General features: G+C 64.0%; 26 protein-coding genes and 1 other RNA gene. 13 read left to right on the top strand and 14 right to left on the bottom strand.

The window, feature by feature from the left end; genetic code table 11:
• Positions 1–90: 90 nt before the first annotated feature.
• Positions 91–459: a transfer-messenger RNA gene (gene ssrA / locus AOT83_RS27025) on the bottom strand.
• Between the two features lie 122 nt (positions 460–581).
• Here ssrA and AOT83_RS20785 point away from each other — a divergent pair.
• Positions 582–1,151, top strand: a complete 570-nt coding sequence (locus tag AOT83_RS20785) for a hypothetical protein (RefSeq protein WP_030096998.1) — start codon at positions 582–584, stop codon at positions 1,149–1,151.
• A 138-nt stretch (positions 1,152–1,289) separates the two neighbouring features.
• Here AOT83_RS20785 and AOT83_RS20790 read toward each other — a convergent pair whose 3' ends face one another.
• Together AOT83_RS20790 and AOT83_RS20795 are read right to left on the bottom strand one after the other, a co-directional pair.
• Positions 1,290–2,852: an NAD(P)/FAD-dependent oxidoreductase gene (locus AOT83_RS20790; protein WP_057964388.1), complete on the bottom strand. Its 1,563-nt coding sequence runs from the start codon at positions 2,850–2,852 to the stop codon at positions 1,290–1,292.
• A gap of 52 nt (positions 2,853–2,904) precedes the next feature.
• Positions 2,905–3,510, bottom strand: a complete 606-nt coding sequence (locus AOT83_RS20795) for a TetR/AcrR family transcriptional regulator (protein ID WP_057964389.1) — start codon at positions 3,508–3,510, stop codon at positions 2,905–2,907.
• An 81-nt stretch (positions 3,511–3,591) separates the two neighbouring features.
• On the opposite strand from AOT83_RS20795, the gene AOT83_RS20800 reads away from it, so the two are divergent.
• Entirely contained in the window at positions 3,592–4,056 is a 465-nt protein-coding gene (locus AOT83_RS20800; protein WP_057964390.1) for a DUF2834 domain-containing protein, read from the top strand.
• A 10-nt stretch (positions 4,057–4,066) separates the two neighbouring features.
• Here the strand turns inward: AOT83_RS20800 and smpB are convergent, their stop codons facing one another.
• Genes smpB through AOT83_RS20835 form a run of 7 tightly spaced genes read right to left on the bottom strand, consistent with a single transcriptional unit; the run spans position 4,067 to position 9,735 of the window.
• Entirely contained in the window at positions 4,067–4,546 is a 480-nt protein-coding gene (gene smpB, locus AOT83_RS20805) for an SsrA-binding protein SmpB (RefSeq protein ID WP_030096994.1), read from the bottom strand.
• 9 nt (positions 4,547–4,555) lie between these two features.
• Positions 4,556–5,458, bottom strand: coding sequence for a permease-like cell division protein FtsX (gene ftsX / locus AOT83_RS20810; RefSeq protein WP_030096993.1), 903 nt, complete (start codon positions 5,456–5,458; stop codon positions 4,556–4,558).
• Positions 5,459–5,470: 12 nt separating this feature from the next.
• Positions 5,471–6,160: a cell division ATP-binding protein FtsE gene (ftsE, locus tag AOT83_RS20815; RefSeq protein ID WP_030096992.1), complete on the bottom strand. Its 690-nt coding sequence runs from the start codon at positions 6,158–6,160 to the stop codon at positions 5,471–5,473.
• A 46-nt stretch (positions 6,161–6,206) separates the two neighbouring features.
• Positions 6,207–6,671 carry a hypothetical protein gene (locus AOT83_RS28240; protein WP_109365434.1) on the bottom strand — a complete coding sequence of 155 codons (465 nt, stop codon included), beginning with the start codon at positions 6,669–6,671 and terminating at the stop codon, positions 6,207–6,209.
• Positions 6,668–7,699: a mechanosensitive ion channel family protein gene (locus tag AOT83_RS20825; protein ID WP_057964391.1), complete on the bottom strand. Its 1,032-nt coding sequence runs from the start codon at positions 7,697–7,699 to the stop codon at positions 6,668–6,670. Before AOT83_RS20825 ends, AOT83_RS28240 begins: the two co-directional genes overlap by 4 nt.
• A complete protein-coding gene (gene prfB / locus AOT83_RS20830; protein WP_030096989.1) occupies positions 7,692–8,795 on the bottom strand; it encodes a peptide chain release factor 2 in 1,104 nt (367 codons plus the stop codon). The genes AOT83_RS20825 and prfB overlap by 8 nt, the downstream gene beginning before the upstream one ends.
• 49 nt (positions 8,796–8,844) lie before the next feature.
• On the bottom strand, positions 8,845–9,735 hold the full coding sequence (locus AOT83_RS20835) for a helix-turn-helix domain-containing protein (protein ID WP_030096988.1): 891 nt from the start codon (positions 9,733–9,735) through the stop codon (positions 8,845–8,847).
• A gap of 112 nt (positions 9,736–9,847) precedes the next feature.
• Here AOT83_RS20835 and AOT83_RS20840 point away from each other — a divergent pair, with 112 nt between their 5' ends.
• The 4 genes from AOT83_RS20840 (at position 9,848) to AOT83_RS20855 (ending at position 14,333) form a co-directional block, all read left to right on the top strand.
• Positions 9,848–10,513 (top strand): short-chain dehydrogenase, encoded by a 666-nt coding sequence (locus tag AOT83_RS20840; RefSeq protein WP_030096987.1) that lies wholly within the window; start codon positions 9,848–9,850, stop codon positions 10,511–10,513.
• A gap of 78 nt (positions 10,514–10,591) precedes the next feature.
• Positions 10,592–12,331: an acyl-CoA dehydrogenase gene (locus tag AOT83_RS20845; protein ID WP_030096986.1), complete on the top strand. Its 1,740-nt coding sequence runs from the start codon at positions 10,592–10,594 to the stop codon at positions 12,329–12,331.
• A 147-nt stretch (positions 12,332–12,478) separates the two neighbouring features.
• Positions 12,479–13,828, top strand: a complete 1,350-nt coding sequence (locus tag AOT83_RS20850; protein WP_057964392.1) for an FAD-dependent oxidoreductase — start codon at positions 12,479–12,481, stop codon at positions 13,826–13,828.
• A gap of 28 nt (positions 13,829–13,856) precedes the next feature.
• Positions 13,857–14,333 (top strand): SRPBCC family protein, encoded by a 477-nt coding sequence (locus AOT83_RS20855; protein WP_030096984.1) that lies wholly within the window; start codon positions 13,857–13,859, stop codon positions 14,331–14,333.
• Here the strand turns inward: AOT83_RS20855 and AOT83_RS20860 are convergent, their stop codons facing one another.
• Positions 14,334–14,852 (bottom strand): hypothetical protein, encoded by a 519-nt coding sequence (locus AOT83_RS20860; RefSeq protein ID WP_044105224.1) that lies wholly within the window; start codon positions 14,850–14,852, stop codon positions 14,334–14,336.
• Positions 14,853–14,875: 23 nt separating this feature from the next.
• On the opposite strand from AOT83_RS20860, the gene hisN reads away from it, so the two are divergent.
• From hisN to AOT83_RS20885, 5 genes are all read left to right on the top strand, one after another.
• Positions 14,876–15,667, top strand: a complete 792-nt coding sequence (hisN, locus tag AOT83_RS20865) for a histidinol-phosphatase (protein ID WP_030096982.1) — start codon at positions 14,876–14,878, stop codon at positions 15,665–15,667.
• A 196-nt stretch (positions 15,668–15,863) separates the two neighbouring features.
• A complete protein-coding gene (locus AOT83_RS20870; protein ID WP_057964393.1) occupies positions 15,864–17,267 on the top strand; it encodes an acyl-CoA dehydrogenase family protein in 1,404 nt (467 codons plus the stop codon).
• A gap of 32 nt (positions 17,268–17,299) precedes the next feature.
• Entirely contained in the window at positions 17,300–18,511 is a 1,212-nt protein-coding gene (locus AOT83_RS20875; protein ID WP_030096980.1) for an acyl-CoA dehydrogenase family protein, read from the top strand.
• Between the two features lie 156 nt (positions 18,512–18,667).
• A complete protein-coding gene (locus AOT83_RS20880; RefSeq protein WP_030096979.1) occupies positions 18,668–19,168 on the top strand; it encodes a hypothetical protein in 501 nt (166 codons plus the stop codon).
• A gap of 2 nt (positions 19,169–19,170) precedes the next feature.
• Positions 19,171–19,593 (top strand): TIGR03668 family PPOX class F420-dependent oxidoreductase, encoded by a 423-nt coding sequence (locus AOT83_RS20885; protein WP_057964394.1) that lies wholly within the window; start codon positions 19,171–19,173, stop codon positions 19,591–19,593.
• Here AOT83_RS20885 and AOT83_RS20890 read toward each other — a convergent pair whose 3' ends face one another.
• A complete protein-coding gene (locus AOT83_RS20890) occupies positions 19,594–21,666 on the bottom strand; it encodes an AMP-binding protein (protein WP_057964395.1) in 2,073 nt (690 codons plus the stop codon). It lies immediately after the preceding gene.
• A 191-nt stretch (positions 21,667–21,857) separates the two neighbouring features.
• Positions 21,858–22,154: a hypothetical protein gene (locus AOT83_RS20895; protein ID WP_030096976.1), complete on the bottom strand. Its 297-nt coding sequence runs from the start codon at positions 22,152–22,154 to the stop codon at positions 21,858–21,860.
• Positions 22,155–22,205: 51 nt separating this feature from the next.
• Here AOT83_RS20895 and AOT83_RS20900 point away from each other — a divergent pair, with 51 nt between their 5' ends.
• Positions 22,206–22,652, top strand: coding sequence for a Clp protease N-terminal domain-containing protein (locus AOT83_RS20900; protein ID WP_030096975.1), 447 nt, complete (start codon positions 22,206–22,208; stop codon positions 22,650–22,652).
• Positions 22,653–22,659: 7 nt separating this feature from the next.
• Here the strand turns inward: AOT83_RS20900 and AOT83_RS20905 are convergent, their stop codons facing one another.
• A complete protein-coding gene (locus AOT83_RS20905; protein WP_030096974.1) occupies positions 22,660–23,418 on the bottom strand; it encodes a hypothetical protein in 759 nt (252 codons plus the stop codon).
• Between the two features lie 179 nt (positions 23,419–23,597).
• Here AOT83_RS20905 and AOT83_RS20910 point away from each other — a divergent pair, with 179 nt between their 5' ends.
• Entirely contained in the window at positions 23,598–23,957 is a 360-nt protein-coding gene (locus AOT83_RS20910) for an MmpS family transport accessory protein (protein ID WP_057964396.1), read from the top strand.
• Positions 23,958–24,046: the final 89 nt, after the last annotated feature.

Raw genomic sequence — 24,046 nt, forward strand, 5'->3', positions numbered from 1 at the left:
TACCGCCTGTGCATCCAGTCGTACCGCAGGGGTATGACACTTTTGCTCGTCGGCAAGGAGGTCTCGAATATGAAGTTATCTGTGTTCTATCGGTGGAGCTGCCGGGAATTGAACCCGGGTCCAACGGCCGTTCATTAAGGCTTCTCCGTGCGCAGTTCGCTATGCCTCTACTTGGATCTCTCGGTCCCGCGAACAAGCCGAGATGACGATCCCAGTCGCTGTTTGATGTCCCTACGGGTCCCGCGACCGAACCCGTAGGTTTGTCCCTCTAGCTGATGCCAGGGTCCGGGCCGAGGGCGCTCCCGGTCTGACAGACACGCAGTCGCTTAGGCAGCGAGTGCGTAGTCGCGCTGATGAGAATCGGCGCTTAATTGGTTGCAATGACGCTTACGGTGGTCTCTTGCCTGCACCGGCACGCTTCCCTTAAGTCGAGACTCGCTGTCGAAACCTTTCAGCCCCGTCACCCCACCGACCTTCGGTGGGACACTCCATCGTACCGCCGCAGATCCACGAAGCCACCGAATTACCCGTCCACGCCACGGTAACGTGCGGGAAATCGCCAAACCTGGGGAGTCACCGCCATGCGCATGCTGCTGAGTACCTATGCCGCCGTTGCGGCCGGCGCGACCGTATTCGCTGCTCAGGCGTCCGCCGAGCCGTCAATACCCAGCCTTGACGGCTACACGGCGGTCGAGCCCACTGCCTTTGAGACGTACTCGGCGTACGCCACCACGGGTGTGCAGTTCCTCACCCCCGATGGCCTGCGCTGCCGCATCACCTCGAACTCCCGCGCTACCGGAGTCGACGGCACCTGCTGGGGCAAGCTCCCCGGCGTCGCGGGTGACGAGAACGTCGCCGCGGTGTCGCTCAATACCCCGACCGCGAGCCTGACCCACATGCCCGACCTGGGTCAGCAGGAGATCGTCGCGCGTCCCGACGCATCCCCCGCCGGACCGGCCCCCGTGGACCCCAGCGCCTATCGTCCGCTGACCTCCGGCCAGAAGATCACCTACGGGCTCAAGGGCACCGACAAAGTGATCACCTGCGGAGTGAGCGAGCAGCGCGAGACGATCTGCCTACTGCCCAACAATTTCACCGGTGATGGCCCGCACGGATTCGTGCTGTCCCCGGCGGGCAGCCGAGCGTTCTAGCCGTCGTCGCCGAGACCGAGGTTATGGCGAAAAGATGCGAGACGAATCCGCCACAACCTCGGTCTCGGCGCGAAGGGGTCTCGGCGCGAAGGGGGTCTCGACGCGAAGGGCGGCGCGGCGGGTCGGCGCAGGAGCGCTCTAGCGCGCGTCTGCCAACACTTCCAGCGCGGCGTTGTAGCCGGGGATGAAGGAAATCGCCGGTCCTCCATGACATCCCGCGCTCCCGAGATACAGGCCTTCGACAGGTAAGGGATCGCCCCGGTATCCGCGTGGCCCTGGTCTGTTGACGCCGATCTGGTCCGCGTGAACCAACCCGAAGCAGTAGTCGCCGCCCGGCGCCCCGAACATGGTGCCCATGTGGCGGGGTGTGAAGGTGGTGTGCCGCAACACCGTGTCCTTGAAATTGGGTGCCAGCCGGGAGATCTTGTCCATCACTCGCTCCCCCATCTCCACCTTCATCTCGCCGTATCGGGCGTGCCCCGTCTCCACGGGGAACCACAATGCGAACGCCGAAGCCGCGTGCTTGCCCTCGGGCGCCAGCTGCGGGTCATGCAGGGACGGAATCTGGAACACCACCGCGGGATCGGCGGGCACCACACCCCGGCGACAGTCTTCCCACTGCGCCTGCAACTCCTCGGGCGTGCTGTACATCCCGACCGTCGATTGTATCTCCGGATCGTTCAGGTCCTGGTAAGGCGCCGCGAACTCCGGCAGCGCGTCGAGAGCGAAGTGCATCTGCAGGTAGCTGCCGCGGTGATCGACCCGCGCGAATCGGTCCCGCTGATCGGGTGGAACAACCGAGGAGTCCAACATCTCGACCATGGTGATATCCGGTGCGACGCAAGAAATAACGACGGGTGCGGTGATTGTCGAGCCATCTTCCAAACCGACGCCGCTCACCCGGCCGTCGGATGTCAGGATTTGAGTCACCTTGCTGCGCAGCCGCACTTCACCGCCATGCCGAATCAAGAGCTCATGCAGATGCGACGTGAGCGCACCGATACCGCCTCGGAGCTTCTTCATCTGCAAGGCGGTCGCATCCGGCATCGCCAACCCGAAGGCCAACGCGGCAGCGCTACCGGGGGTTTCCGGACCGCGGTAGGTCATGTTGAGCGCCAGAAACGCCAGCATTCCGCGCAGCACGCCATGTTTTTCTTTATCAGGAAAGTAGCGGTCCAGCACATCGGTGACCGATCCGAAAAGCATGTCGTTGATACTCGCCCTCTCGAATTCGTTTGTCGCACAGGCGTACATCTCATCGAATGTTTTCGGCGGCTGCCCCACCTCAAATCGCCCCAACGCCCTCGTGGGCGCCTGGCTCCACGCCATGATCCCCGCCATGCCGTTGACCGCCTCGGCTCCGTGTACCTCGTTGAGATGGGTCAACAGCTTCATCGGATCGCTGTAGTAGACAAGCGGCTCGTCGCCAATCCCCCTGAGCGCCACGGACACAACATCGAGGTCGACGGTCGGCAACGTGTCCAGCCCAAGATCGCGACTCAAGACGGCAGATGTCGGAAACTGGACGGACCCGGCGATCTCGAATCGGTAGCCATCGAACAGCTCCACCGTCGAAGCCATACCGCCGGCGTACAACTTCGCGTCGAGGCACAGGGTGTGCAGTCCCGACTGTTGCAGCTTCGCCGCTGCGGTGAGTCCGTTGTGCCCCGCGCCGATCACGATCGCCTCGAAGTCCGCCATGCCTCACGCTGACATGGCGCCGAAGTTTTGTCAATAGTGACAAAACTTAGTTTCAGGAAGCGTCGCCGATTCCCACCTTCAGGAAGTCCAGCGCGGTACGACTGAGCCGCGCAAGCTCCTCGGGCGAGCGATTCTCGCCCAGCATCCACGCGTCCATGGCGCCGAAGACTGCCGCCGCAATGCTGCGCGCCGTCACGGTATTACGCAGGCGCACATCAGGATTGGTGTCGCCGTCACCATCGCGAACGAGATGCTCCTCGATCGCCTCAGCGAACTCGGCCTCAACCTGCCGGATATGCCGCACGATGCGCGCGCGGTCCAGCTCCTGGTTACGCAGCGTCGCGATCTTGACCACCGCGTCGACGTCATAGGGCGCACTGAAGATCGCCGACTCCACCGATTCCAGGATGGGCTCGCCGGGAATCCTGGCGTCCAGCGCGCTGCGAAACCATTCCAAACCGAGGTCGTAGTCCGGGAAGAGCAGGTCATGCTTGGACTCGAAGTGACGATAGAAGGTACGTAAAGAGACTCCGGCATCCGCGGCGATCTGCTCGACCGAGGTGTCCTCCACGCCCTGACCCAGAAAGCGCACGATCGCCGCCTGCCGAAGGGCGGCACGGGTCCGCTCACTGCGGACGGTCTGGGCCGGTCTGACCATGCTCGAAAGGTACCGCAAGGATCAATCAAGGCAAGTTATGTCACTATTGACAAAACTTCAGAGCGCTGTCAGGCTCCGGACATGGTGTCGCTCATCGTGCACGCGATCCTCGGAATCGCCGTCATCGCGCTCATCGTCGCGTCGAATCGACCGATATTCGCCCGAACCGCAACGGGTCCCGCGTTATCGCTGCTCGAAATCGTGTACTACGCCGTCGGCATTGCCTCGATCGCACTGGGCTGGTACTTCAACATCCGGTACGTCGCCGAGTACCACGTGTCCAACCCCATCACCGGGTGGATCGACTACATCAAGCTGATGTTCGTCAATCCCGCGGCGGGCTCGGCCAGCCAGGACTACACGATCGGCAATGTCATTCTGCTACCGCTGATGACGATCATCGACGGGTACCGCCGCGGCATCCGGCGCCCATGGCTTTACTTCGTATCGAGCCTCTTCACGAGTTTCGCGTTCGCATGGGCCTTTTACCTGGTAACCGTCGAGCGCCAGCGCAGACACGAGAAGGCCTTGGCGGTGGCCGCGTAACCCGTTCGGGTTACATGCCTTTGGCGCGCCGCCCCAATTCGCGGGTGATCTCGCGGGTCGCGTCCCGCTTGGCCAGATCCTGACGCTTGTCGTGCGCCTGCTTACCGCGCGCCAACGCCAGCTCCACCTTGACCTTGCCGTCCAGGAAGTACAGCGACAACGGCACCAGCGTCAGGTTGCCATCGCGAACCTTGCCGACCAGCTGATCAATCTGCGCTCTGTGCAGCAACAACTTCCGGTTCCGCAGCGGTGCGTGGTTGGTCCAGGTTCCGTGGTCGTACTGCGGGATATGCAACGCGCGCAGCCAGACCTCACCGTCATCGATGGTGGCGAAGGCGTCTACCAGAGAGGCCTTGCCCTCGCGAAGGGTCTTGACCTCGGTGCCCACCAGCTGTACCCCGGCCTCGTAGACGTCGAGGATCGAATAGTTGTGCCGCGCCTTGCGATTGGACGCGATGATCTGGCGCCCGTCGGTCGGTTTCTTACTCATCGCCAGGACCTATCTACGCACGTACAGACGCAAGGTCACATAGGCGGTCACTCCGGCCAGCAGAATGCCCAGCGCCGCCATCTGAATCGACGCAAGGAACACATCTCCATAGGTGATCGGGGCAATCAAGTTGGCCTGAATGAACTGCTCCAACGCGCCGTTGAGGATGGTCACCCGCGCCACGATCAGACCGATCACCGCCAGCGCGACACCGGCAAGCGCCGCGATCACCGCCTCCAGCAGGAACGGCAGTTGCGTGTACCAACGGGTGGCACCCACCAGACGCATGATGCCCACCTCGGTGCGCCGGGTGTATGCGGCGACCTGAACCATGTTGGCGATCAACAGAACCGCACCGACAGCCTGGACCAACGCGATCATGAACGCCGCGTCACGCAGGCTGTTCAGCACCGCGAACAAGCGGTCGATCAGATCTTTCTGGTTGAGCACACCCTTCACACCGGGCTTGCCGACGAATGACTCGTCGAAATCTGCGTGCGTCTCCGGGTTCTTGAGCTTGACGATGAACGAGGCCGGGAACGCATCCTTGCTCACGTCCTTCATCAGGTCCCGGAACTGCGGCAGCCGCTTCTCCGCGTCCGCGTACGCGTCCTCGCGATTCACGAAGCGCACCGACTTGATATCGGAACGCTTCTCGATCTCGTCGCGCAGACCCTTGCAGATATCGCTGCTGCAGTCGGTGTCGCTGGCCGACAGGTCCTCGGTGAGGAAGATCTGCGTCTCCACGCGGTCCAGGTAGATGGCCTTAGAGTTCTTGGCCAGCGATATCACCAGCAGACCACCACCGAACAATCCGATCGCGATCGCGGTGGTGATGATCATCGCCACCGTCATGGTCACATTGCGACGCAGGCCGGTGAGGACCTCGTTGAACAGGAATCCAAAACGCATGTTCTATTCCACTTACCTATCTACCCCGTAGACACCGCGCTGCTCGTCGCGGATCAGCTTGCCGAGCTCCAACTCGATGACGCGCTGGCGCATCGAGTCGACGATGTGATGGTCATGTGTCGCCATCAACACGGTGGTGCCGGTGCGGTTGATCCGCTCCAACAGCGCCATGATGTCCTCACTGGTCTCGGGGTCCAGGTTTCCGGTCGGCTCGTCGGCCAGCAGCACCAGCGGACGGTTGACGAACGCACGCGCGATACCGACGCGCTGCTGCTCGCCACCGGACAACTCCGAGGGCAGCCGGCTGGCCTTACCGGTCAGGTTCACCATCTCGAGCACCTCGGGCACGATGCGGTTGATGATGTCGGTCTGCTTGCCGATCACCTCAAGCGCGAAGGCCACGTTCTCATACACCGTCTTCTGCTGGAGCAGCCGGAAGTCCTGGAAAACACAGCCAATCGTCTGCCGAAGGTGCGGGATTTCGCGACCGCGCAGCTTGTTGACGTGGAACTTGGAAACCTGGATTTCGCCCTTGGTGGGCAGCTCCTCAGCCAGGAGCAGGCGCATGAATGTCGACTTGCCCGAACCCGAAGGTCCGATGAGGAACACAAACTCACCCTTGTCGATCTCGAGGCTCACGTTGTCCAACGCGGGCCGAGCCGACGATTTGTAGAGCTTGGTTACCTTGTCGAGGCTGATCACGGCACGCCAGTCTAGCCGGGAAACCCGTGATGACCGTGAGGGCGCACTACGGCGCGGGGCTTGGAGGCGTCGCGGGAGGTGCACCGGGCGGCGGCGGAAGCTGCGGCGGGACCAGCCAGGGGGGCAACCATCCGGGCGCCGGAGGTGGGGTTGTCGTCGGGGGTGTCGGCGGCGTTCCGCTGGGTGTCAGCGTCGGAAATGTCGTGACGATGGTGTTCGTGGGCTCCGTCGTCGTGGTCGTGGTGGGCGCCGTAGTGGTCGTCGGCCGCCTCGTGGTGCTGGGTACCGGTCGCGGCGTGGTCGTCGTGACGCTGGGCTTGGGCACCCAGGTGTATCCCGGCGGCGGCTGCGGAGGCGCCGGCTCCGGCTTGTTGATCTCGTAGAGCCAGCTCGCCGCGACGAACGCAAGAATGAGCATGGCGGTCGAGGTGCGGATCCTGACCTTTGCCCGGATCTTGGCCGCCGAGGACAGAAGCTTCTCCCAGAACGGTTCCTGGCGAGGTTCACTCATTTGAGATCCTCGTCCTTCACGATCGGTTGGGGTTTGGTGTCAACGCCCTCGTCGCGATCCTCCTCGCGCTTGGTCTCGCGTTTGAGCTCTCCGGAGCTCGAGGACGACATGGTGCGCACCACCGGGCGGCTGTCCCCCACCAACGCCACGCCGGCCTTGGCCAGCGCCGCGATGACCTTGGCGCGCAGCCGCCGGCCCACCTCGAACTGCTTACCGGGCAGCGACCGCGCCACCATGCGCACGTTGACCCGGTCCACCTCGATGCTCTCGACACCCATCAGCGACGGGGCGTCGAGCAGCAGCTGCGACAGATCACGGTCCACCAGCGCCTGCTGGCAGACGTCGTACAACACATCGTTAACCCGGGCCAGGTCCACACTCGTGGGCACCGGGATATCGACGACCGCGCGGGCCCAGTCCTTCGACAAGTTGACCGCCTTGACGATCAACCCATTCGGAATGGTGATGACCTCGCCCTCACTGGAACGCAACTTGGTCACCCGCAGGGTGACCTCCTCGACGGTCCCCCGGGACTCGGTGGTCTGCCCCTGCACGTAGAGCTCCACCAGATCACCGAAGCCGTACTGCTTTTCGGTGATCAGAAAGAAACCACTCAACAGGTCCTGGACGACGCGCTGGGCGCCGAAACCGAGCGCGCCACCGAGCACCGCGGCGGGACCTGCGAGCCCGCCTATCGAAATACCCAGCACCCCAACGACATGCACGGTGGTGACGACAACGACCAGCACCACGACGATCCAGGAGACGACGGAGGCGAGTGCCTGGCGATGCTTACTGGCCTCGGAGCGCACCAGCGCATCGCTCTGCGTAAACGAACGGTCCAGCCGGCGGGTGATCTTGTGCGCGCCCCAGTTGATGAAGCGCACGAGGATCATCGCACCCAGGACGGCGATGACGATCTGCAGACCGCTGTCGAGTAGCCAGCGACCAACCTCGCTGGACCACAGGGTGTTCCAGCGCTCGTGGAGGCGAAGGCTCGCCGCGTTGAACTCGGTGGCGCTAGTCATCGCGCCTATTGCGCCACCGAATTCCCGCCTCGATGAATCCGTCGATGTCCCCGTCCAGTACCGCCGCGGGATTACCTACCTCGTACTCGGTACGGAGGTCCTTGACCATCTGATACGGCTGCAGCACGTAGGAGCGCATCTGGGTGCCCCATGAACTGCCGCCATCACCCTTGAGCGCATCCATCTCGGCGCGCTCCTCCTGCCGCTTACGCTCCAGCAGCCTGGCCTGCAGCACGCGCATCGCCGCGACCTTGTTCTGCAGCTGCGACTTCTCGTTCTGGCAGGTGACGACGATCCCCGTCGGGATGTGAGTCAAACGCACCGCCGAGTCGGTGGTGTTCACCGACTGACCACCCGGGCCGCTCGATCGGTACACGTCGACGCGCAGATCGCCTTCGGGAATGTCGATGTGATCGGTCGTCTCCACCACCGGCAGCACCTCGACATCAGCGAACGAAGTCTGCCGCCGGCTCTGATTGTCGAACGGGCTGATTCGCACCAACCGGTGCGTGCCCTGCTCGACCGACAGCGTGCCGTAGGCGAAGGGTGCGTGCACTGCGAAGGTCGCGCTCTTGATACCCGCCTCTTCGGCGTAGGAGGTGTCGAAAACCTCGACGGGATATTTGTGCGCCTCGGCCCAGCGGATGTACATGCGCATGAGCATCTCGGCCCAGTCCGCGGCGTCCACACCGCCAGCACCGGACCGGATGGTGACCACCGCTTCGCGTTCGTCGTACTCGCCCGACAGCAGCGTCCGGACCTCCATGGCCTCGATGTCCTCGCGCAGCTTGGCGCGGTCGGCATCGGCCTCTGCCACCACCGAGGGGTCATCGCCTTCCTCAGCGAGCTCGTAGAGCACCGGCAGGTCGTCGAGACGCTGCCGCAGTGCTTCCACACGCCGCAGCTCACCTTGTGCGTGCGAGAGCTGGCTGGTCACCTGCTGGGCGCGCGCCTGGTCATCCCACAGGTTGGGGTCGGCGGCGGCTTCTTCGAGTGTCTTGATCCGGGCACGCAGACCGTCGACGTCGAGCACCCGCTCCACCGTGGTGAGGGTCGTGTCGAGGTCAGCGATGTCGGCTTGGCAGTCCAGATCCACAACTGTTCAGGCTACCGGGCTGACGGAGCGCAGCATTCCGACCCGATGTCTAGGTGCTGGCGCCCTGCCTGCCGTGGGTGATCGACGTGATGTGATCGGCGCTGTAGCGCAGACGATTGCCCGCGTCGGTGACCTCAGTTTCGGTGAGGCTGTCAGGTGTTCCCAGCACGCTGAGCATCACGGCAACCTCTCCCTCGGCGTTGAACACAGGAGCCCCCAGGAACCCGATCCGGCGTGGCTCACTGAAGTCGATCGGCTCGCCCATGCGGGCCAACAGAGCGGCGAGCATCGACTGAATGATGTCGCGCTTCTCGCCGACGCTGCCTTGGCTGGCTGCCTCGCCGAACTGCATGTAGAACTTGTCGACACGATCACTGTGCACGGACGCGAAATACCCTTGCGTGCGAATGCCGGCCAGCATGGTCTGCATCCCGTCCCAGAGTTCATCGGTAATCACCGGAGTAGCGCGAAGCAGCCATTGCCGCACGTCCGCATCGGGCGCCCACGCCATGAACACCAGACCCGCCGGCGCGCTGAGCCGAATGCGTTGCCCCACCTGGTAGCTGCCACCGCTGGGTGAGCGACCGTACGACGCGATGACCGCGACGTCCTCCCCCGCGATCATCGACCCCGTACATGCCGTGCCGAAAGCGGTGGCGAGTTGTTTCACCTCGGCGTCCACGACGTCGGCGATCTCAAATCGCATCCGGGCGGCATGACCGGTGATCAATAGGGAGGGACCGATCGAATACGTCTTGTGGCGAGGATGACGAACGATGTATCCGGCCTCCGTCAGCGCCTGAAGTATCGCGAGCGTCGATGCCGGGTTGACGCCTATGGCCTCGGCGATCTCGGTCATCGACAGCGGCTGAACGGGCCGCGCTGCCAGGTAATCGAGAACCTGGGTTGCGCGCACGACCGCGGGTGCGGACTTCGTCATTTCCACCCCGATCCGACTATTCGACTGTTATCATTCCGTCGAATTTGATATATCGAATTTCAACAAGAAATACAATACTCAACTACTTAGCTACCCGGGAGACGCGAACGACATGCACTCCTTCGGGCGGCAGCTGGCCGCGCTACCAAGATCACGGTACGGGCCATGGGCCGTTATCGCGGCCGGAGAGACCCAAACGGCGACCGCATTCGCGCGCCACATCGCCGCGAACGGCATCAACGTGGTGCTCGCGGCGCACGGTGGACGGGCCGACGCCTACACACTGGCCGTGACCTCGGGCGTGAGCGTGCGAACCACATCGCCCGATGTCTTCACCGGCGAGCTCGCCGCGGCGACCGACGACATCGACGTCGGCCTGCTGGTGTGCATCACCGACGAAGACAGCGGCAGCAGCCGCTTCGGCGAGCCCGTACTGAACCGCATGCGCACGCTCTATCTCACCCATCGATTTGGGCACCGCATCGCCGATCGCGGCCAGGGCGGCGTCATCATGGTCAGATCGCTCGCAACACAAAGGATTTCGCACCACACTCAACCCCGCGGCGCCGATTCGATGTTCACGGCGGGCATCCGCGATGACCTGGACAAGCAGGGCGTCGAGGTAGCCCTACTTGATGATTACGTGCCGCACCGGCCCGCGATGGATGCCGACGACCTGGCGCTGATGGCATTGGCCCGCCTGGGACGGCGGCGCCACCGGCACTGCACCCACCAACGCGACCAGACCGACCGGCGCACGGTACGCGACGCCAACTGACCCACCGACGGTTGTGCACGTGCTGTTCAAATCCCCGTCCCTCCCTATCCAAACTGACGCACTGGTAAGTTCCTGACCGTGAGTCAGGATACGAACATCGCCCCCAAGACCGAGCTGCTTCACCCCACCCAGGACGACTTCGCCGAATTCGACGGTGAAACACGCCGACTCCTGAAGGCCACCGTCGACTGGTTCGAGAATCGCGGCAAGACGCGCCTGCTCAAGGACTATGTCGACAAGGTCTTCTACCAGGACTTCCTGGACTTCGCGGCGAGCGAGAAGCTGTTCGCAACCTTCCTCACCCCGGCCGCCGACGGCGCCGGCAACGCCGACAAGCGCTGGGACACTGCCCGCGTGGCCAAGCTGTCGGAGATCCTCGGCTTCTACGGCCTGAACTACTGGTACCCGTGGCAGGTGACCGTGCTCGGGCTCGGGCCGGTGTGGCAGAGCACCAACACCGACCCGCGCAAGCGCGCTGCCGACCTGCTCGACGGTGGAGCCGTCGCGGCCTTCGGCCTGTCCGAGCAGGCCCACGGCGCCGATATCTACTCCACCGACCTGGTGCTCACTCCGGTCGAAGGTGGCGGATACAAGGCGTCGGGCCGCAAGTACTACATCGGCAATGGCAACTGCGCCCGCATCGTGTCGGTGTTCGGCCGGGTCGAAGGCCGCGACGGACTGGACCAGTACGTCTTCTTCCTCGCCGACAGCGAGCACCCCAACTACACGGTGATCAAGAACGTCGTGCCGTCGCAGATGTACGTCGCAGAGTTCGAACTCGACGAGTACCCGGTCAGCGAGGACGACATCCTGCACGTCGGCGCCGACGCCTTCAGCGCCGCGCTCAACACCGTCAACATCGGCAAGTTCAACCTGTGCTTCGGCGGCATCGGCCTGTCGACTCACGCCCTGTACGAGTCGGTCACCCACGCACACAACCGCATTCTGTACGGCAGCCCGGTCACCAAGTTCGACCACGTGCGCCGCGAGTTCGTCGACGCCTACGCCCGGTTGATGGGCATGAAGCTGTTCAGCGAGCGCGCCGTGGATTACTTCCGCACCGCCAGCCCCGAGGATCGGCGCTACCTGCTGTTCAACCCGGTCACCAAGATGAAGGCCACCACCGAGGCTGAGAAGGTGCTGGCATTGCTGGGGGATGTCATGTCGGCCAAGGCATTCGAGGCCGAGACCTACACCACTGCGGCACGTATCGACGTGGCCGGCCTGCCCAAGCTCGAGGGCACGGTGGCTGTCAACCTGGCGCTGATCCTCAAGTTCATGCCCGCCTACCTGCACCATTCCCAGGATCTCGCGGTTCCCGGAGTGCAGCTGGAAGCCCGCGACGACGAGTTCCTGTTCAACCAGGGCCCGGCCAGCGGCCTGGGTAAGGTCCAGTTCCACGATTGGCGCAAGCCGTTCGCGGAGAACGCCGGCATCCCGAATGTCGCAGCCTTCACCGAGCGCGCCGAGGCGCTGGCCACCTTGGTGGCCGCGGAAAAGGACGCCATCAAGAGCGCCGGACTGGATCTGCAGCTCAGCATCGGTGAGCTGTTCACCCTGGTGGTCTACGGCGGTCTGATCCTGGAGCAGGCCAAGCTGCGAGGTGCCGACGAGCAGCTCATCGACCAGATCTTCGAGATCCTTAACCGGGATTTCTCGCAGTACGCGGTCGATCTGATCGGCAAGCGCGAGGCCACCGCGTCCCAACGGCAGTGGGCGAAGGACGTGATTTCAGAACCGGTATTCAATTCCGAACGCTTCGACGCTATTTGGAACCGGGTCGAGGCGCTGTCCGGCGTGTACGAAATGCGGGCCTAGTCCGCAGGTCTACCCGCGCACCCTCGTAACCGTCGCTAGCATCGGTGGGGTAACCCGTCCGCACAGGACCGCGGCCAGCCCCCTGTCGGCCAGCCCATAGCCGACGACAGCCGCTGCCCCCTGGCGGGCAGATAAGGATGGACGAGGGTGCGCGCCGTTCACGTCGCCATCGTCGGTGCGGGGCCCTCGGGCTTCTTTGCCGCCGGATCGCTGCTCAAACACCCCGACTTCGACGTGCATGTTGACATGCTCGAAATGCTGCCCACCCCTTGGGGTTTGGTCCGGTCTGGGGTTGCGCCGGATCACCCCAAGATCAAGTCGGTCAGCGCGGTATTCGAGAAGACGGCAACGCACCCGCGCTTCCGATTCTTCGGCAATATCGAAGTGGGAGAACAGATCACCGCCGAGGAGTTGGCGTCGCGCTATGACGCGGTGATCTACGCGGTGGGAGCCCAGTCCGACAAGCCCCTGGGCATCCCGGGCGATCAACTGCCGGGCTGCATCGCGGCCGTCGACGTGGTGGGTTGGTACAACGCCAACCCCACGTACCAGAAGGTATCGGTCGACCTGTCGGGCGCACGCGCGGTGGTGGTCGGCAATGGCAACGTGGCGCTGGACGTCGCACGCATCCTGGGCATGGATCCGGAGTCGCTGCACACCACGGACATCGCCGATCGCGCCCTGGATTCGTTGGACCACAACGCGATCCGTGAAGTTGTGATCATCGGCCGGCGCGGACCGCTGCAGGCCACCTTCACCCCGCTGGAGCTGCGCGAGATGGGAGATCTGCCCGGTGTCGACGTCGTGGTGGACCCTGACGACCTGGCCGACATCACCGACGAGGAGTTGGCGGCCGCACCCAAGCCCACCCGCACCAACATCGACACCTTGCGCAAATTCTCGGAACGACCGCACACCGAAGGCCATCGCAGAGTGGTGTTCCGGTTTCGCACCTCCCCCATCGAGCTGCACGGCGATACCGAGGTCGAATCAATCACTGTGGGCCACAACGAATTAGTAGATGAAGACGGGTACGTCGCGGCCCGCGACACGGGCGAACGCGAGACGCTGCCCACCCACCTGGTGGTGCGTGCCATCGGGTATCGCGGAGTTCCGGTGCCGGGATTGCCCTTCGATTCCCGGCGTGGGGTCATCCTCAACAACGCGGGACGCATCGAGGGCCGCGAGAACGAGTATGTGGTCGGCTGGATCAAACGTGGCCCGGTCGGCGTCATCGGAACCAACAAGAGCGACTCACAGGAGACGGTCGACACGCTGCTCGCGGATCTGACGAGCGCCGACCTGGGCGCCGCACCCGATACCGCAGCCCTGGAGGAATGGCTTTTGGGTCACGAACCACACATCGTGTCCCAGTCTGATTGGCTGACCATCGATTCGCATGAGCGCGCGACCGGCGAGCCACAGGGCCGCCCCCGGGTAAAGCTCGAGACCGTGCCCGATCTGCTCGCCGCCACCGGACGACACGGCGAGCCATGACATTGGTCTTCGCCCACGAGGCTCATCCGTGACCGTCCATATCGTGGTGTCACAGGTCATGCCCGCCAGCTGCGAGCGGACGTTCGACCTGCTCCACGATTACGGCCGGCGACTGGAATGGGACACCCTGCTACGCCGCGCGTCGGTGGAGGGCGGCAAGGCCGACGTCGGCAAGGTGGCTGTCTGTACCGCGCGCTGGATCCTGGGCGGCTACTCATTTCGCACCCGATACGTCACGTTCAAACCACCGCATCTGGCGGCCATCAAGCTCGAATCCACGCCGCCCTTCTTCAGCAAGTGGGCCGCCTCGCTCCGTCATGAACCGATCGACAGTGACGACACCGACCTCGCCGCCGAGCACCGCGAGGACATGTCGCTAGCGACATACACCATGACCTTCACCTGCAGGCCGGCGATCATCGAGCCCATCGCGGAGCGAATGTTCAAGCGTGAGACCGAGAATCGCCTCGTCGCATTGGCGAACTTCTTACAGCAGACCGCGTAGCTACAGCGGCGGAGGTTCGTAGTACCGCGGCGGCGGTTCGTGCTTCTTGGCCGGATCCTCCGCTGACGACGGACCCCCAAAAGCTGCCGGAGGTGGCGGCGGGGTTGCAGGCGGCGGTGGAGGGGGTACCGGATCGATGTTTTCGATCGATGGCGGCCCACTCGGGTATTGCTGCGCAGTGGTGGCCCCCGGCGACGGCGCTAACAACACATCCCAACGCTCGGGATTCTTCGGTGAGTACAGCACCGGAATCAGATCGCCGATGCGCGGCCAATCGTTGACGTCACGCACGATCTGCCGATAGGTGATGTATTCGGCGACCGTCGGACCATTGAGCGCACCGGTGATCGTAACCAGCTGCTCACCCGTCACTCCCTCGGGACGAGGGCTCACACCCGTCACCAACAGGGTCCCTTGCGCCGCGTTCGTACCGGATTGCGCCTGCCTGCCGCGTCGCATCTGCATGATGACGAAAACCAGCGAGCCGCCGATGAGCAGTAGCACCACGAATTCCCACACACGTCCATGGTAGGACTGCAGGCATGACGCCCACCGTCTCCTTGCGCGAAGATCGTCGGCTGGCACTCGAATTGGCCGATGCTGCCGATGAAATCACCACGTCGCGGTTCGGTGCGCTCGATCTTCGGGTGGACACCAAGCCCGACCTGACGCCGGTAACCGACGCAGACACCTCGGTGGAGTCCGTCCTGCGCTCTCTGCTGCATCGAGCACGTCCAGCGGACTCGGTGCTGGGCGAGGAATACGGCGGAGAAGCCGCCTTCAGCGGTCGGCAGTGGGTGGTGGATCCCATCGACGGCACCAAGAACTTCGCACGTGGCGTCCCCATCTGGGCCACACTCATCGCGTTGCTTGAAGACGGCGTCCCCGTCGTCGGAGTGATCAGTGCCCCGGCGCTGTCCCGCCGGTGGTGGGCGGCCGCCGGGCTCGGTGCCCACCGCCGGGTCGGCTCCGGCGAGGACGAGCTGATCCATGTTTCCGGGGTCGACCAGCTGGCGTCTGCCAGTCTGTCGTTCTCCAGCCTGTCGGGCTGGGCCGACCGCGGTACGCGCGATCGATTCATCGACTTCACCGACGCGGTGTGGCGGGTCCGGGGATACGGCGACTTCTTCTCGTACTGCCTGGTCGCCGAGGGAGCGGTCGACATCGCGGCCGAACCCGAGGTCTCGTTGTGGGACCTGGCCGCGCTGGACATCCTGGTCCGTGAGGCCGGCGGCACCTTCACGAATCTGGCCGGTGAGCCCGGCCCACATGGCGGTAGTGCCGTCGCAAGCAACACATTGCTGCACGAGGAAGTACTGCGCGCCCTGTCCTGAGGGGGGCCCAGCTTCTCGCACTCCCAGCGCCGCTTGAGAGCGGTAGAGCCCGCGTGCCGCGGGGTCCATCGGTGTGACATGCACCTCGTTTTGTGCGGACCTTACCGCTTAGTAAGATACGGTTCTTACTTCGGAGTAAGGTAACGATCAGTTACTCCGGCAGAACCCCACTTTGACCCCAGAAACGGCTGGTGACATGACCAACACGTTGACCCCGCGCGACGAGAAGAAGGCCGCCAAGAGCAAGAGCCTGGCGAAACACGAGACCGGCGTCGGCCTCCAGAAGCACAAGCGCGGCGCGATCGACATCCTCATCGCGGTACTGACCCCGATCGCGGGTTCGGAGCTGCTGGACAAGTACAACCTGCGCGGAGCCTTCAACAAGGGCATCTTCGAGACCACGAAGGGCTTGTTCACCACCCTCGGCGTTGCCAACCGCACCTTCAAGAAGGTGACCGGCAGCAAGGGCGCCCCCAAGCGCCTCGACAAGGCGAACGCCGACTACTTCGACCTCACTCCCGAGGACGAGCAGAAGATGATCGCCGACACGGTGAAGGAATTCGCCGTCGAGGTCATCCGCCCGGCCGCCTACGAGTCGGACAAGAACAAGACCTACCCCGCCGATCTGCTGAGCAAGGTCGCCGAGCTGGGCGTCACCGCCATCAACATCCCCGAGGATTTCGACGGCATCGCCTCGCAGCGCTCGACCGTCACCAACTCCCTTGTCGCCGAAGCTCTCTCATACGGTGACCTGGGCCTGGCACTGCCGATCCTGGCACCGTCGGGCGTGGCTTCCGCACTGACCAACTGGGGCAGCGCCGACCAGCAGGCCACCTACCTCAAGGAGTTCGCGGGCGAGAACGTGCCGCAGGCCTCTGTCGTGATCGCCGAGCCGCAGGCACTGTTCGATCCGTTCAGCCTGAAGACCACCGCCACCCGCACCCCCAGCGGTTTCCGCCTCAACGGCGTCAAGTCGCTGGTTCCCGCTGCGGCGCAGGCCGAGCTGTTCATCGTGGCCGCCAACTACAACGGCCGCCCGTCGCTGTTCATCGTCGAGTCCGGCACCGAGGGCATCACCGTCGAGGAAGACCCGAGCATGGGTATCCGCGGCGCGGCCCTGGGCCGGCTGAACCTGAACAACGTCGCGGTTCCCGCCGCAGGCCTGCTGGGCGAGGACGGAGCCGGAGAGTCCGACTACTCCGAGGCCGTCGCGCTGGCTCGTCTCGGATGGGCATCCCTGGCGGTCGGCACCGGCCAGGCCGTGCTCGACTACGTGATCCCCTACGTCAAGCAGCGCGAGGCGTTCGGCGAGCCCATCGCCCGCCGCCAGGCCGTTGCCTTCATGTGCGCCAACATCGCCATTGAGCTCGACGGCCTTCGTCTGGTGACCCTGCGCGGTGCTTCCCGCGCCGAGCAGGGCCTGCCGTTCATCCGCGAGGCCGCCCTGGCCCGCAAGCTGGCCACCGACAAGGGCATGCAGATCGGCCTCGACGGCGTGCAGCTGCTCGGCGGCCACGGCTTCACCAAGGAGCACCCGGTGGAGCGCTGGTACCGCAACCTGCGTGCCATCGGTGTCGCCGAAGGCGTCGTAGTCCTCTAAGCCCCGAACCTCTACTAAACGAAAGTCTTTCCATGGCAATCAATTTGGAACTCCCCAAGAAGTTGCAGGCGGTTCAGGAGAAGGGGCACCAGGGCGCTGCCGAGCTGGTACGGCCGATCTCCCGCAAGTACGACCTGGCCGAGCACACCTACCCCGTCGAGCTGGACACCCTGGAGACGCTGTTCGCCGGCGTCACCGCCGCGGGCACGTTCGCCTTCGCCGGTGCCGAGGCCTTCCGCGCCGAGGAGAACACCGAGAAGCAGAACGTCAACGGCGCCAACATGTCCGCGCTGCTGAATGCCCTCGAGATGAGCTGGGGCGACTGCGGTCTGCTGCTGACCATCCCCTTCCAGGGGCTCGGCAACGCCGCAGTGTCGAGCGTGACGACCAAGGAAGACGCCGACAAGTTCGGCAAGGTGTGGGCCGCCATGGCCATCACCGAGCCCGGCTTCGGTTCGGACTCCGCCGCGGTAACCACCACCGCCAAGCTCGACGGTGACGAGTACGTCATCAACGGCGAGAAGATCTTCGTCACCGCCGGTTCGCGTGCCACCCACATCGTGGTGTGGGCCACCCTGGACAAGACCAAGGGCCGTCCGGCGATCAAGTCTTTCCTGGTTCCGCGTGAGCACCCGGGCGTGACGATCGAGCGTCTCGAAGAGAAGCTCGGTATCAAGGCATCCGACACCGCGGTCATCCGCTTCGACAATGCACGGATCCCCAAGGACTACATCCTGTCCGATCCGGAGATCAACACCGAAAAGGGTTTCGGCGGTGTGATGAGCACCTTCGACAACACCCGTCCGATCGTCGCGGCCATGGCCGTCGGAGTCTCGCGGGCCTCGCTCGAGGAACTGCGCAAGATTCTTGAAGACGCCGGCATCGAGATCTCCTACGACCGGCCTGCCCACGCCCAGCACGCGGCCGCGGCCGAGTTCCTGCGCATGGAAGCCGACTGGGAGTCGTCGTACCTGCTGACCCTGCGTAGCGCATGGCAGGCCGACAACAACATCCCCAACTCGATGGAAGCGTCGATGGCCAAGGCCAAGGCTGGTCGCGTCGGTAGCGATGTGACCCTCAAGGCTGTCGAAATGGCCGGCACCACTGGCTATTCCGAGCGCACCCTGTTGGAGAAGTGGGGCCGCGACTCGAAGATCCTGGACATCTTCGAGGGCACCCAGCAGATCCAGCAGCTGGTGGTGGCCCGCCGTCTGCTGGGGCTGAGCTCCGCAGAACTCAAGTGATGCACTGATCAAGATCCATTGCGGCCCTTTCGGGATTCCCCCCGGAGGGGCCGCAGTGGTTCCGACGAGCGTTCTGTGAGCCAGCTGAGCGAAGTCTGGCAAAGACAGCTAAGCTCCCGTTTTTATCGGCGCGATACATCATCTTGTGGAGGACATATGTGGGTTCGGTCAGGTCTGCTTGCCCTGGTGAGCTGTTCCATCATTCCGTTCGGCGCGGGCCTCCCGGTGGCCAGCGCGGACGAATCGACCTGCGCCGCGATCAACCAGATGTCCAAGGCCGTCGATGATCCGGCCAACAACGGCCCGATCGTCACCGAGGCCCTGATGTACCTGCGCGGCGACAACCCCGCCTACTCCGGCCTGGACCGTCAGGTCGATGCCATTGGGCAGGCCCGCGACATGTGGGGACGGGTCAACGACGGCGTGCGCGCCAACCTGGACGGCATCACCGAACCCGGGCCCCGCCAGCAGCTCACCGCCTACGCCGACGGCCTGAGCGGCGCCTACGACCTCTCCGGAACGTGGCTGGTGGCCGCCCCCGAGGTGCGCTCCTCCCCCGAGATCATCGATCGTGGCGCTGCGGTGGGGGGCCTACTGTTCGACGGCGTCAACAACTTCCACGTGCTGTCCAACATCTGCAACGGGGGCGCGCACTAGGCGTGCGACTCGACCCGGCCGACGCACGGAGCCGTTTCCGAACGGCGACGGTGGCAAGGCTGGCGACGGTGAGCGCATCGACTGTGCCGCACTTGGTTCCGGTGACCTTCGCGGTCGCCGATGATGTCATCTGCTGGGCGGTTGATCACAAGCCGAAGTCACGCAACGATTTACAGCGACTGCGCAACATCGCCGCGAATCCCGCCGTCAGCTTCCTGGTGGACCACTACGACGAGGATTGGTCAGCGTTGTGGTGGGCGCGCGCCGATGGCATAGCCCGGACACTCGACAAGCCCGATCCGGCCTGGATCAGCCTGCTGGCCAACAAGTATCGGCAGTATCGAGAAACTCCGCCAGCCGGCCCCATGGTGCTGACCGATGTTTCCCGGTGGAGCGGGTGGACCGCCTCCCCCGTTCAGGCGTGACTACTGCGGCCTGATCCCATCGCGCGCGCAGTCCGCGAGCAACAGTCGCTTGATGACCTTGCCGGTGGACGTACGCGGCAGTGCGTTGACGAAGTACACGTCACGGGGCACATGGAACTTGCTGAGCCGATTCTTGATGAAGGCGCGCACCATGTCTCCGTCGAGACCGGCGTCCTTGTGCAGCACGACGAACGCCGACAGCCGCTGACCGAAGCTGTCATCGGAGGTCCCGACGACGGCAACATCGGCAACCTGCGGCAAGAAGGCCAACGCGTCTTCCACCGGCCGGGGAAACACGTTTTCACCGCCGGAGATGATCATCTCGTCGTCGCGCCCATCGATGTACAGACGACCATCGGCATCCAGGTGCCCCAGATCGCCGGTGTCCAGCAGACCATTGACCGAGACCGGAGACGGATCGGCGACGTACCCGTCGAACAACATCTCATTGCCGACGAAGATTCGTCCCGTCACGCCGCGCGGCACCGGGCGCCGGTCGGCATCGAGAATCGCGATGGTGGTGCCTAACGGCGGCCGCCCCACGGTGGTGGGAGCGATCGCAAGATCCGCGGGGTCAGCAATGGTGGCCCAGGACACTTCGGTGGACCCATAGAAGTTGTAGAGCACTTCACCGAACGCCTCGGTAAACCGTTGCACCAGTGAGGCATTCAGAGGCGACCCGCTGCAGGCAACCAGTCGCAGGCTCGAGGTGTCGTACTTCTGGCGCACCGTGGCGGGCAGATCGACGATGCGCTGCAACATCACGGGGACGGCAATCAGCGTGGTCACCTTGCGGGTGGCGATGGCCCGCAGGCATTCTTCCGGATCGAACTTCTCCTGCAGGATCACCGTCGCCCGCAATGGGGTGCTGATCTGCAGGCAGCCCAGGCCCCAGGCATGGAAGACAGGCGCCGAGATGAGCATGGTCTCGTTCATCTTCATCGGCATCCGCGAAAGCATCGCGGCAATAACGGCGAACCCACGCGGCGTCGGCCGCAACGCCCCCTTAGGGGTTCCCGACGTTCCGGAGGTTTGCACCACCTGGTGGCCGGGACGGGTGGGCGGCAACACTCCAGGCTTGTCGGCGACAACGAAGTCATCGAGCCCGCGGCGGCCATTGATGGCACTGCGCCGGCCGGTGCTGACGAGCTCGACCTCCCAGGGCACGTACCTGACGAGTTCGTCCAGATCGTCGTCGACAAACACCTTGGTGAGATTGTTCCGCGCCACAGCAATCTGGATCTGGGTTGCTGCCAACGCGTTGTTGAGAAGCATCACGTCCACACCGAGCATGCCGAAGGCAATGAGGCACTCGACCATGGCAATGTTGTTGCGAGCCAGCAGGCCAATCTTGGACGTTTCGTTGATGCCGTCGCGCATCAGACCCGTGGCCATCGCCTCGGCGCGCCGGTCGAGTTGCTCGAAGGTCAGCTGTCCGGCGTCATCGGCGATCGCGAGCTGCTTGGGAGCACGGGCCGCCGCGGCCGCGTATCCGCCCTGAAGAGTGAATCCCCACCGCGCCAGTGAGCCCAACTGGCGAAGTCCGCGGTCGGGGCGCGGGATACGCACCACGCCGACCCCCACCATCAGCCGGGCGATGCTGAGTTGAATATTTCCGCCATCACCCATGTTGGACACGGTGGAAGTCGACGCGCCGGACAGATAGTCGTCGATTTTGTCCAGCCCATCCATCAACCACTGGTTTACCGCCACGCTCGGCTTCTTTATGCCGGGCGGTAAGACGGAGGCCGCCCGCAACACCGTGATGCGTACCCGGGTCTGCGCCGAACGTTCCTCGAACAACCGGACCGAGATTAGCCCGTCGTTATCGACTCCCTCGATAGCCAGGCTTTCCTTGGTGTTGCTGAGAATCAGCCGAACGCGGGCCGTGGTCTTGGCCGACAGCACCAGGTATTCGGGATCGGGCCCCGTCTCGGTGTTCTCGATCAAGGTCTCGCAGGAACCGACGCCGGTAAAGAACATCGGGTACATGTCGGGTGAGCTGATCAGTTCCCACACCAGCCCGCGCGGGTGACTGAGCAACTTGTCGCAACTAATTACATCAGCGACCATAATGGTAGTCCTACCTGGGGTTTTCGGTCATGCACCGCGCGAGCGTACCCGATGACGCGGATCACTGCCCAGGAACGGATGTGGTTCCTGTCACTGCCGTGACCAGATTGCCCAGCGCAGCGCGAGGCGATTGCCCGCAACCCCAGCTGGGCATATCCGCGGCCAGGCAAACACTGCGTGAAAGACCCTACCTAGATGTGGGGAGCCTCGCGGATCTTGCTGCTGTCATTCCCCAGCGTCTTGCAGTACATCGTGACCGAGGTACGTGTCGCGGAGATCTCCAGATTCGAGGCATCACGCCCGCGCTGATCCTTGAGCATCTTGCTCACCGCGTCGTTCTGCTTCTGCTCCTCGGCAGCGATGAAGTCCTTGCATGGGGTATCCCCACCCTGGTTGATGACACCCGAGCATCCCGAGAGCAGTGCGACTGCCACGAAACCGGTTCCAGCCAAGACCTTCACAGCGCTCATGCCGTGACAGTAACTCATCACCGAACCCAGCTCCGGCAAGATGTACCTTGAGCCGGAGATAGGGGGGCCATGTTCCATCTGTTCAACGAGCGCTCGCGACAGGTCATCGTGATCGCACAGGAGGAAGCACGCGAACGCCAGCACAACTATCTCGGAGCAGAACACCTCCTGCTGGGTCTGCTCGGCGAAGGCACCGGCCTGGGTGCTCGGCTGCTCGCTACCGCCGGAGTCCGCTTTGAGAACGGGTCACGGGTCATTCAGCAGATCGTGCCGTTGGGCCAGGAGCCGCCGACGGAGAAAATGGCGTTCACTCCGGGCGCCCAGCAGACACTCGAGCTGGCGATGACCGCGTCCACAAGCAGGCGGCACACGGAAATCTGCACGGGGCACCTACTTTTGGGACTCGTAGACGCGGCCGACCCCCTCATCATCCAAATCTGGGAGAAGCTCAACGTGGACGTTCTGGACCTCTGGGATAACGTCCGGGCTCATCTGGACGAGAACCTCGGCGACTAGGACGCGGTTAGGCGTACGCAGGTCGTGACTGCGCGGCGATGCTCTTCTCCCCCGCGCTCGCGGCCCGCCGCAGAGCCCCGTACTCGCCGAAATATCCGGCCACACTGCCCACCGCCGGCAGCATTCCCAGATAACGGAAAATCGGCTTGGGTTGCGGCCGTTTTTCCAGCTCGTCGCCGATGGCCCGCAGGATGCCCGCGAGGTGCCACAGGGTGCGAGCCAGCGCGAACGGCGACCAGCTCCGCGGCGTCTCCGGGTCCTGATCGTCGGCACCGGCCAGCGCCGCATCGCTGAGGGTGCGATTGCACAGCACCTTCGCCAGCAGCCGGACTTGCTCCTGGTGATCACCGATACCAAGCTCGCGGGCGATGGCCACCAGAACAATGGCCTGGTTGGAGAATCCCAGCAGGTCCTGCACGGGCAGCCGTGCCGCGAGGGCACCGAAAATCCCTGGGAACGCGACGAATACGGTGTTGACGGCGCCCACGCGCTGCACCCACCAGTGCACCTTTCCGCGCGTGTCCAGCTGCTCCCAGGCCCGGGTGCCCGGGGTGGTGGCCGTGTTCAGAGCGCAGGCCAGGGCATCAAGCGCCTTGTCTGCGACTCCCTCGCCTTCGCCCAGCTCGTAGGTGCGCTCCTTGAGTCCAAAGGGATCGGACTGCGCCAGCACGGTCAGGACGGGGTTGATCACCCGGACGGCGCGGCTCAATGCGTCGGCGATATCGGCATCGGAGAGCACGGCATTTGGTAACGCGATGAGACCCATATGCCCATCATCTCGCGGCCGGGGTCCACGCGCGCAACGGGGATCGATTCCTCCGAATTCAGACCGTCAAATCGCCACGGCGTGAACGTGATCGGGCGTACTGTGCCCTCAGCACAACAAGATAAGGACGGGCAATGAAGCTCATGGTCTCGACCCCAGAGAGCGACGAGGGCTGATCCGTGGCACTCGCAGCAACTCTGATCACCGTCTGCACCACTGCGGTCGGTGCGACAGCATTCGGCGCTTCGCTCGCCATCACCCCGCAGCCCCCGGACACTGTTCTCTACGTCATCAGTTCAGATCGCCCGTTAACGGCGATCACCTGGCGAGACAGCCTCGGGCATATGCGTGAGCAGCCCGTCGACGGCTCTCAGCGCACCTGGACCTGGACCTTTACCAGCGATATCACCGATCCTCCGTACTTCGTCAGTGCCCAGTCCGCAGAGGCCGAAGCGACCTGCCGCTTGATCGTCAACGGCAAGGTCAAGGTCGAAAACACCGCCGCGGCGCAGAACTCAACCGCCACCTGCCACGGATAGCGCTCGCCACGGGGTCAGCGGTGCTTCGCGACCGTCAGCAAGACCGCCGAGTCCACGGCGTTCCATGTCTCGGCGGGTCGGCCCGTCAA

This window comes from Mycobacteroides sp. H001 (assembly GCF_001440005.1).
Lineage (GTDB): Bacteria > Actinomycetota > Actinomycetes > Mycobacteriales > Mycobacteriaceae > Mycobacterium > Mycobacterium gwanakae.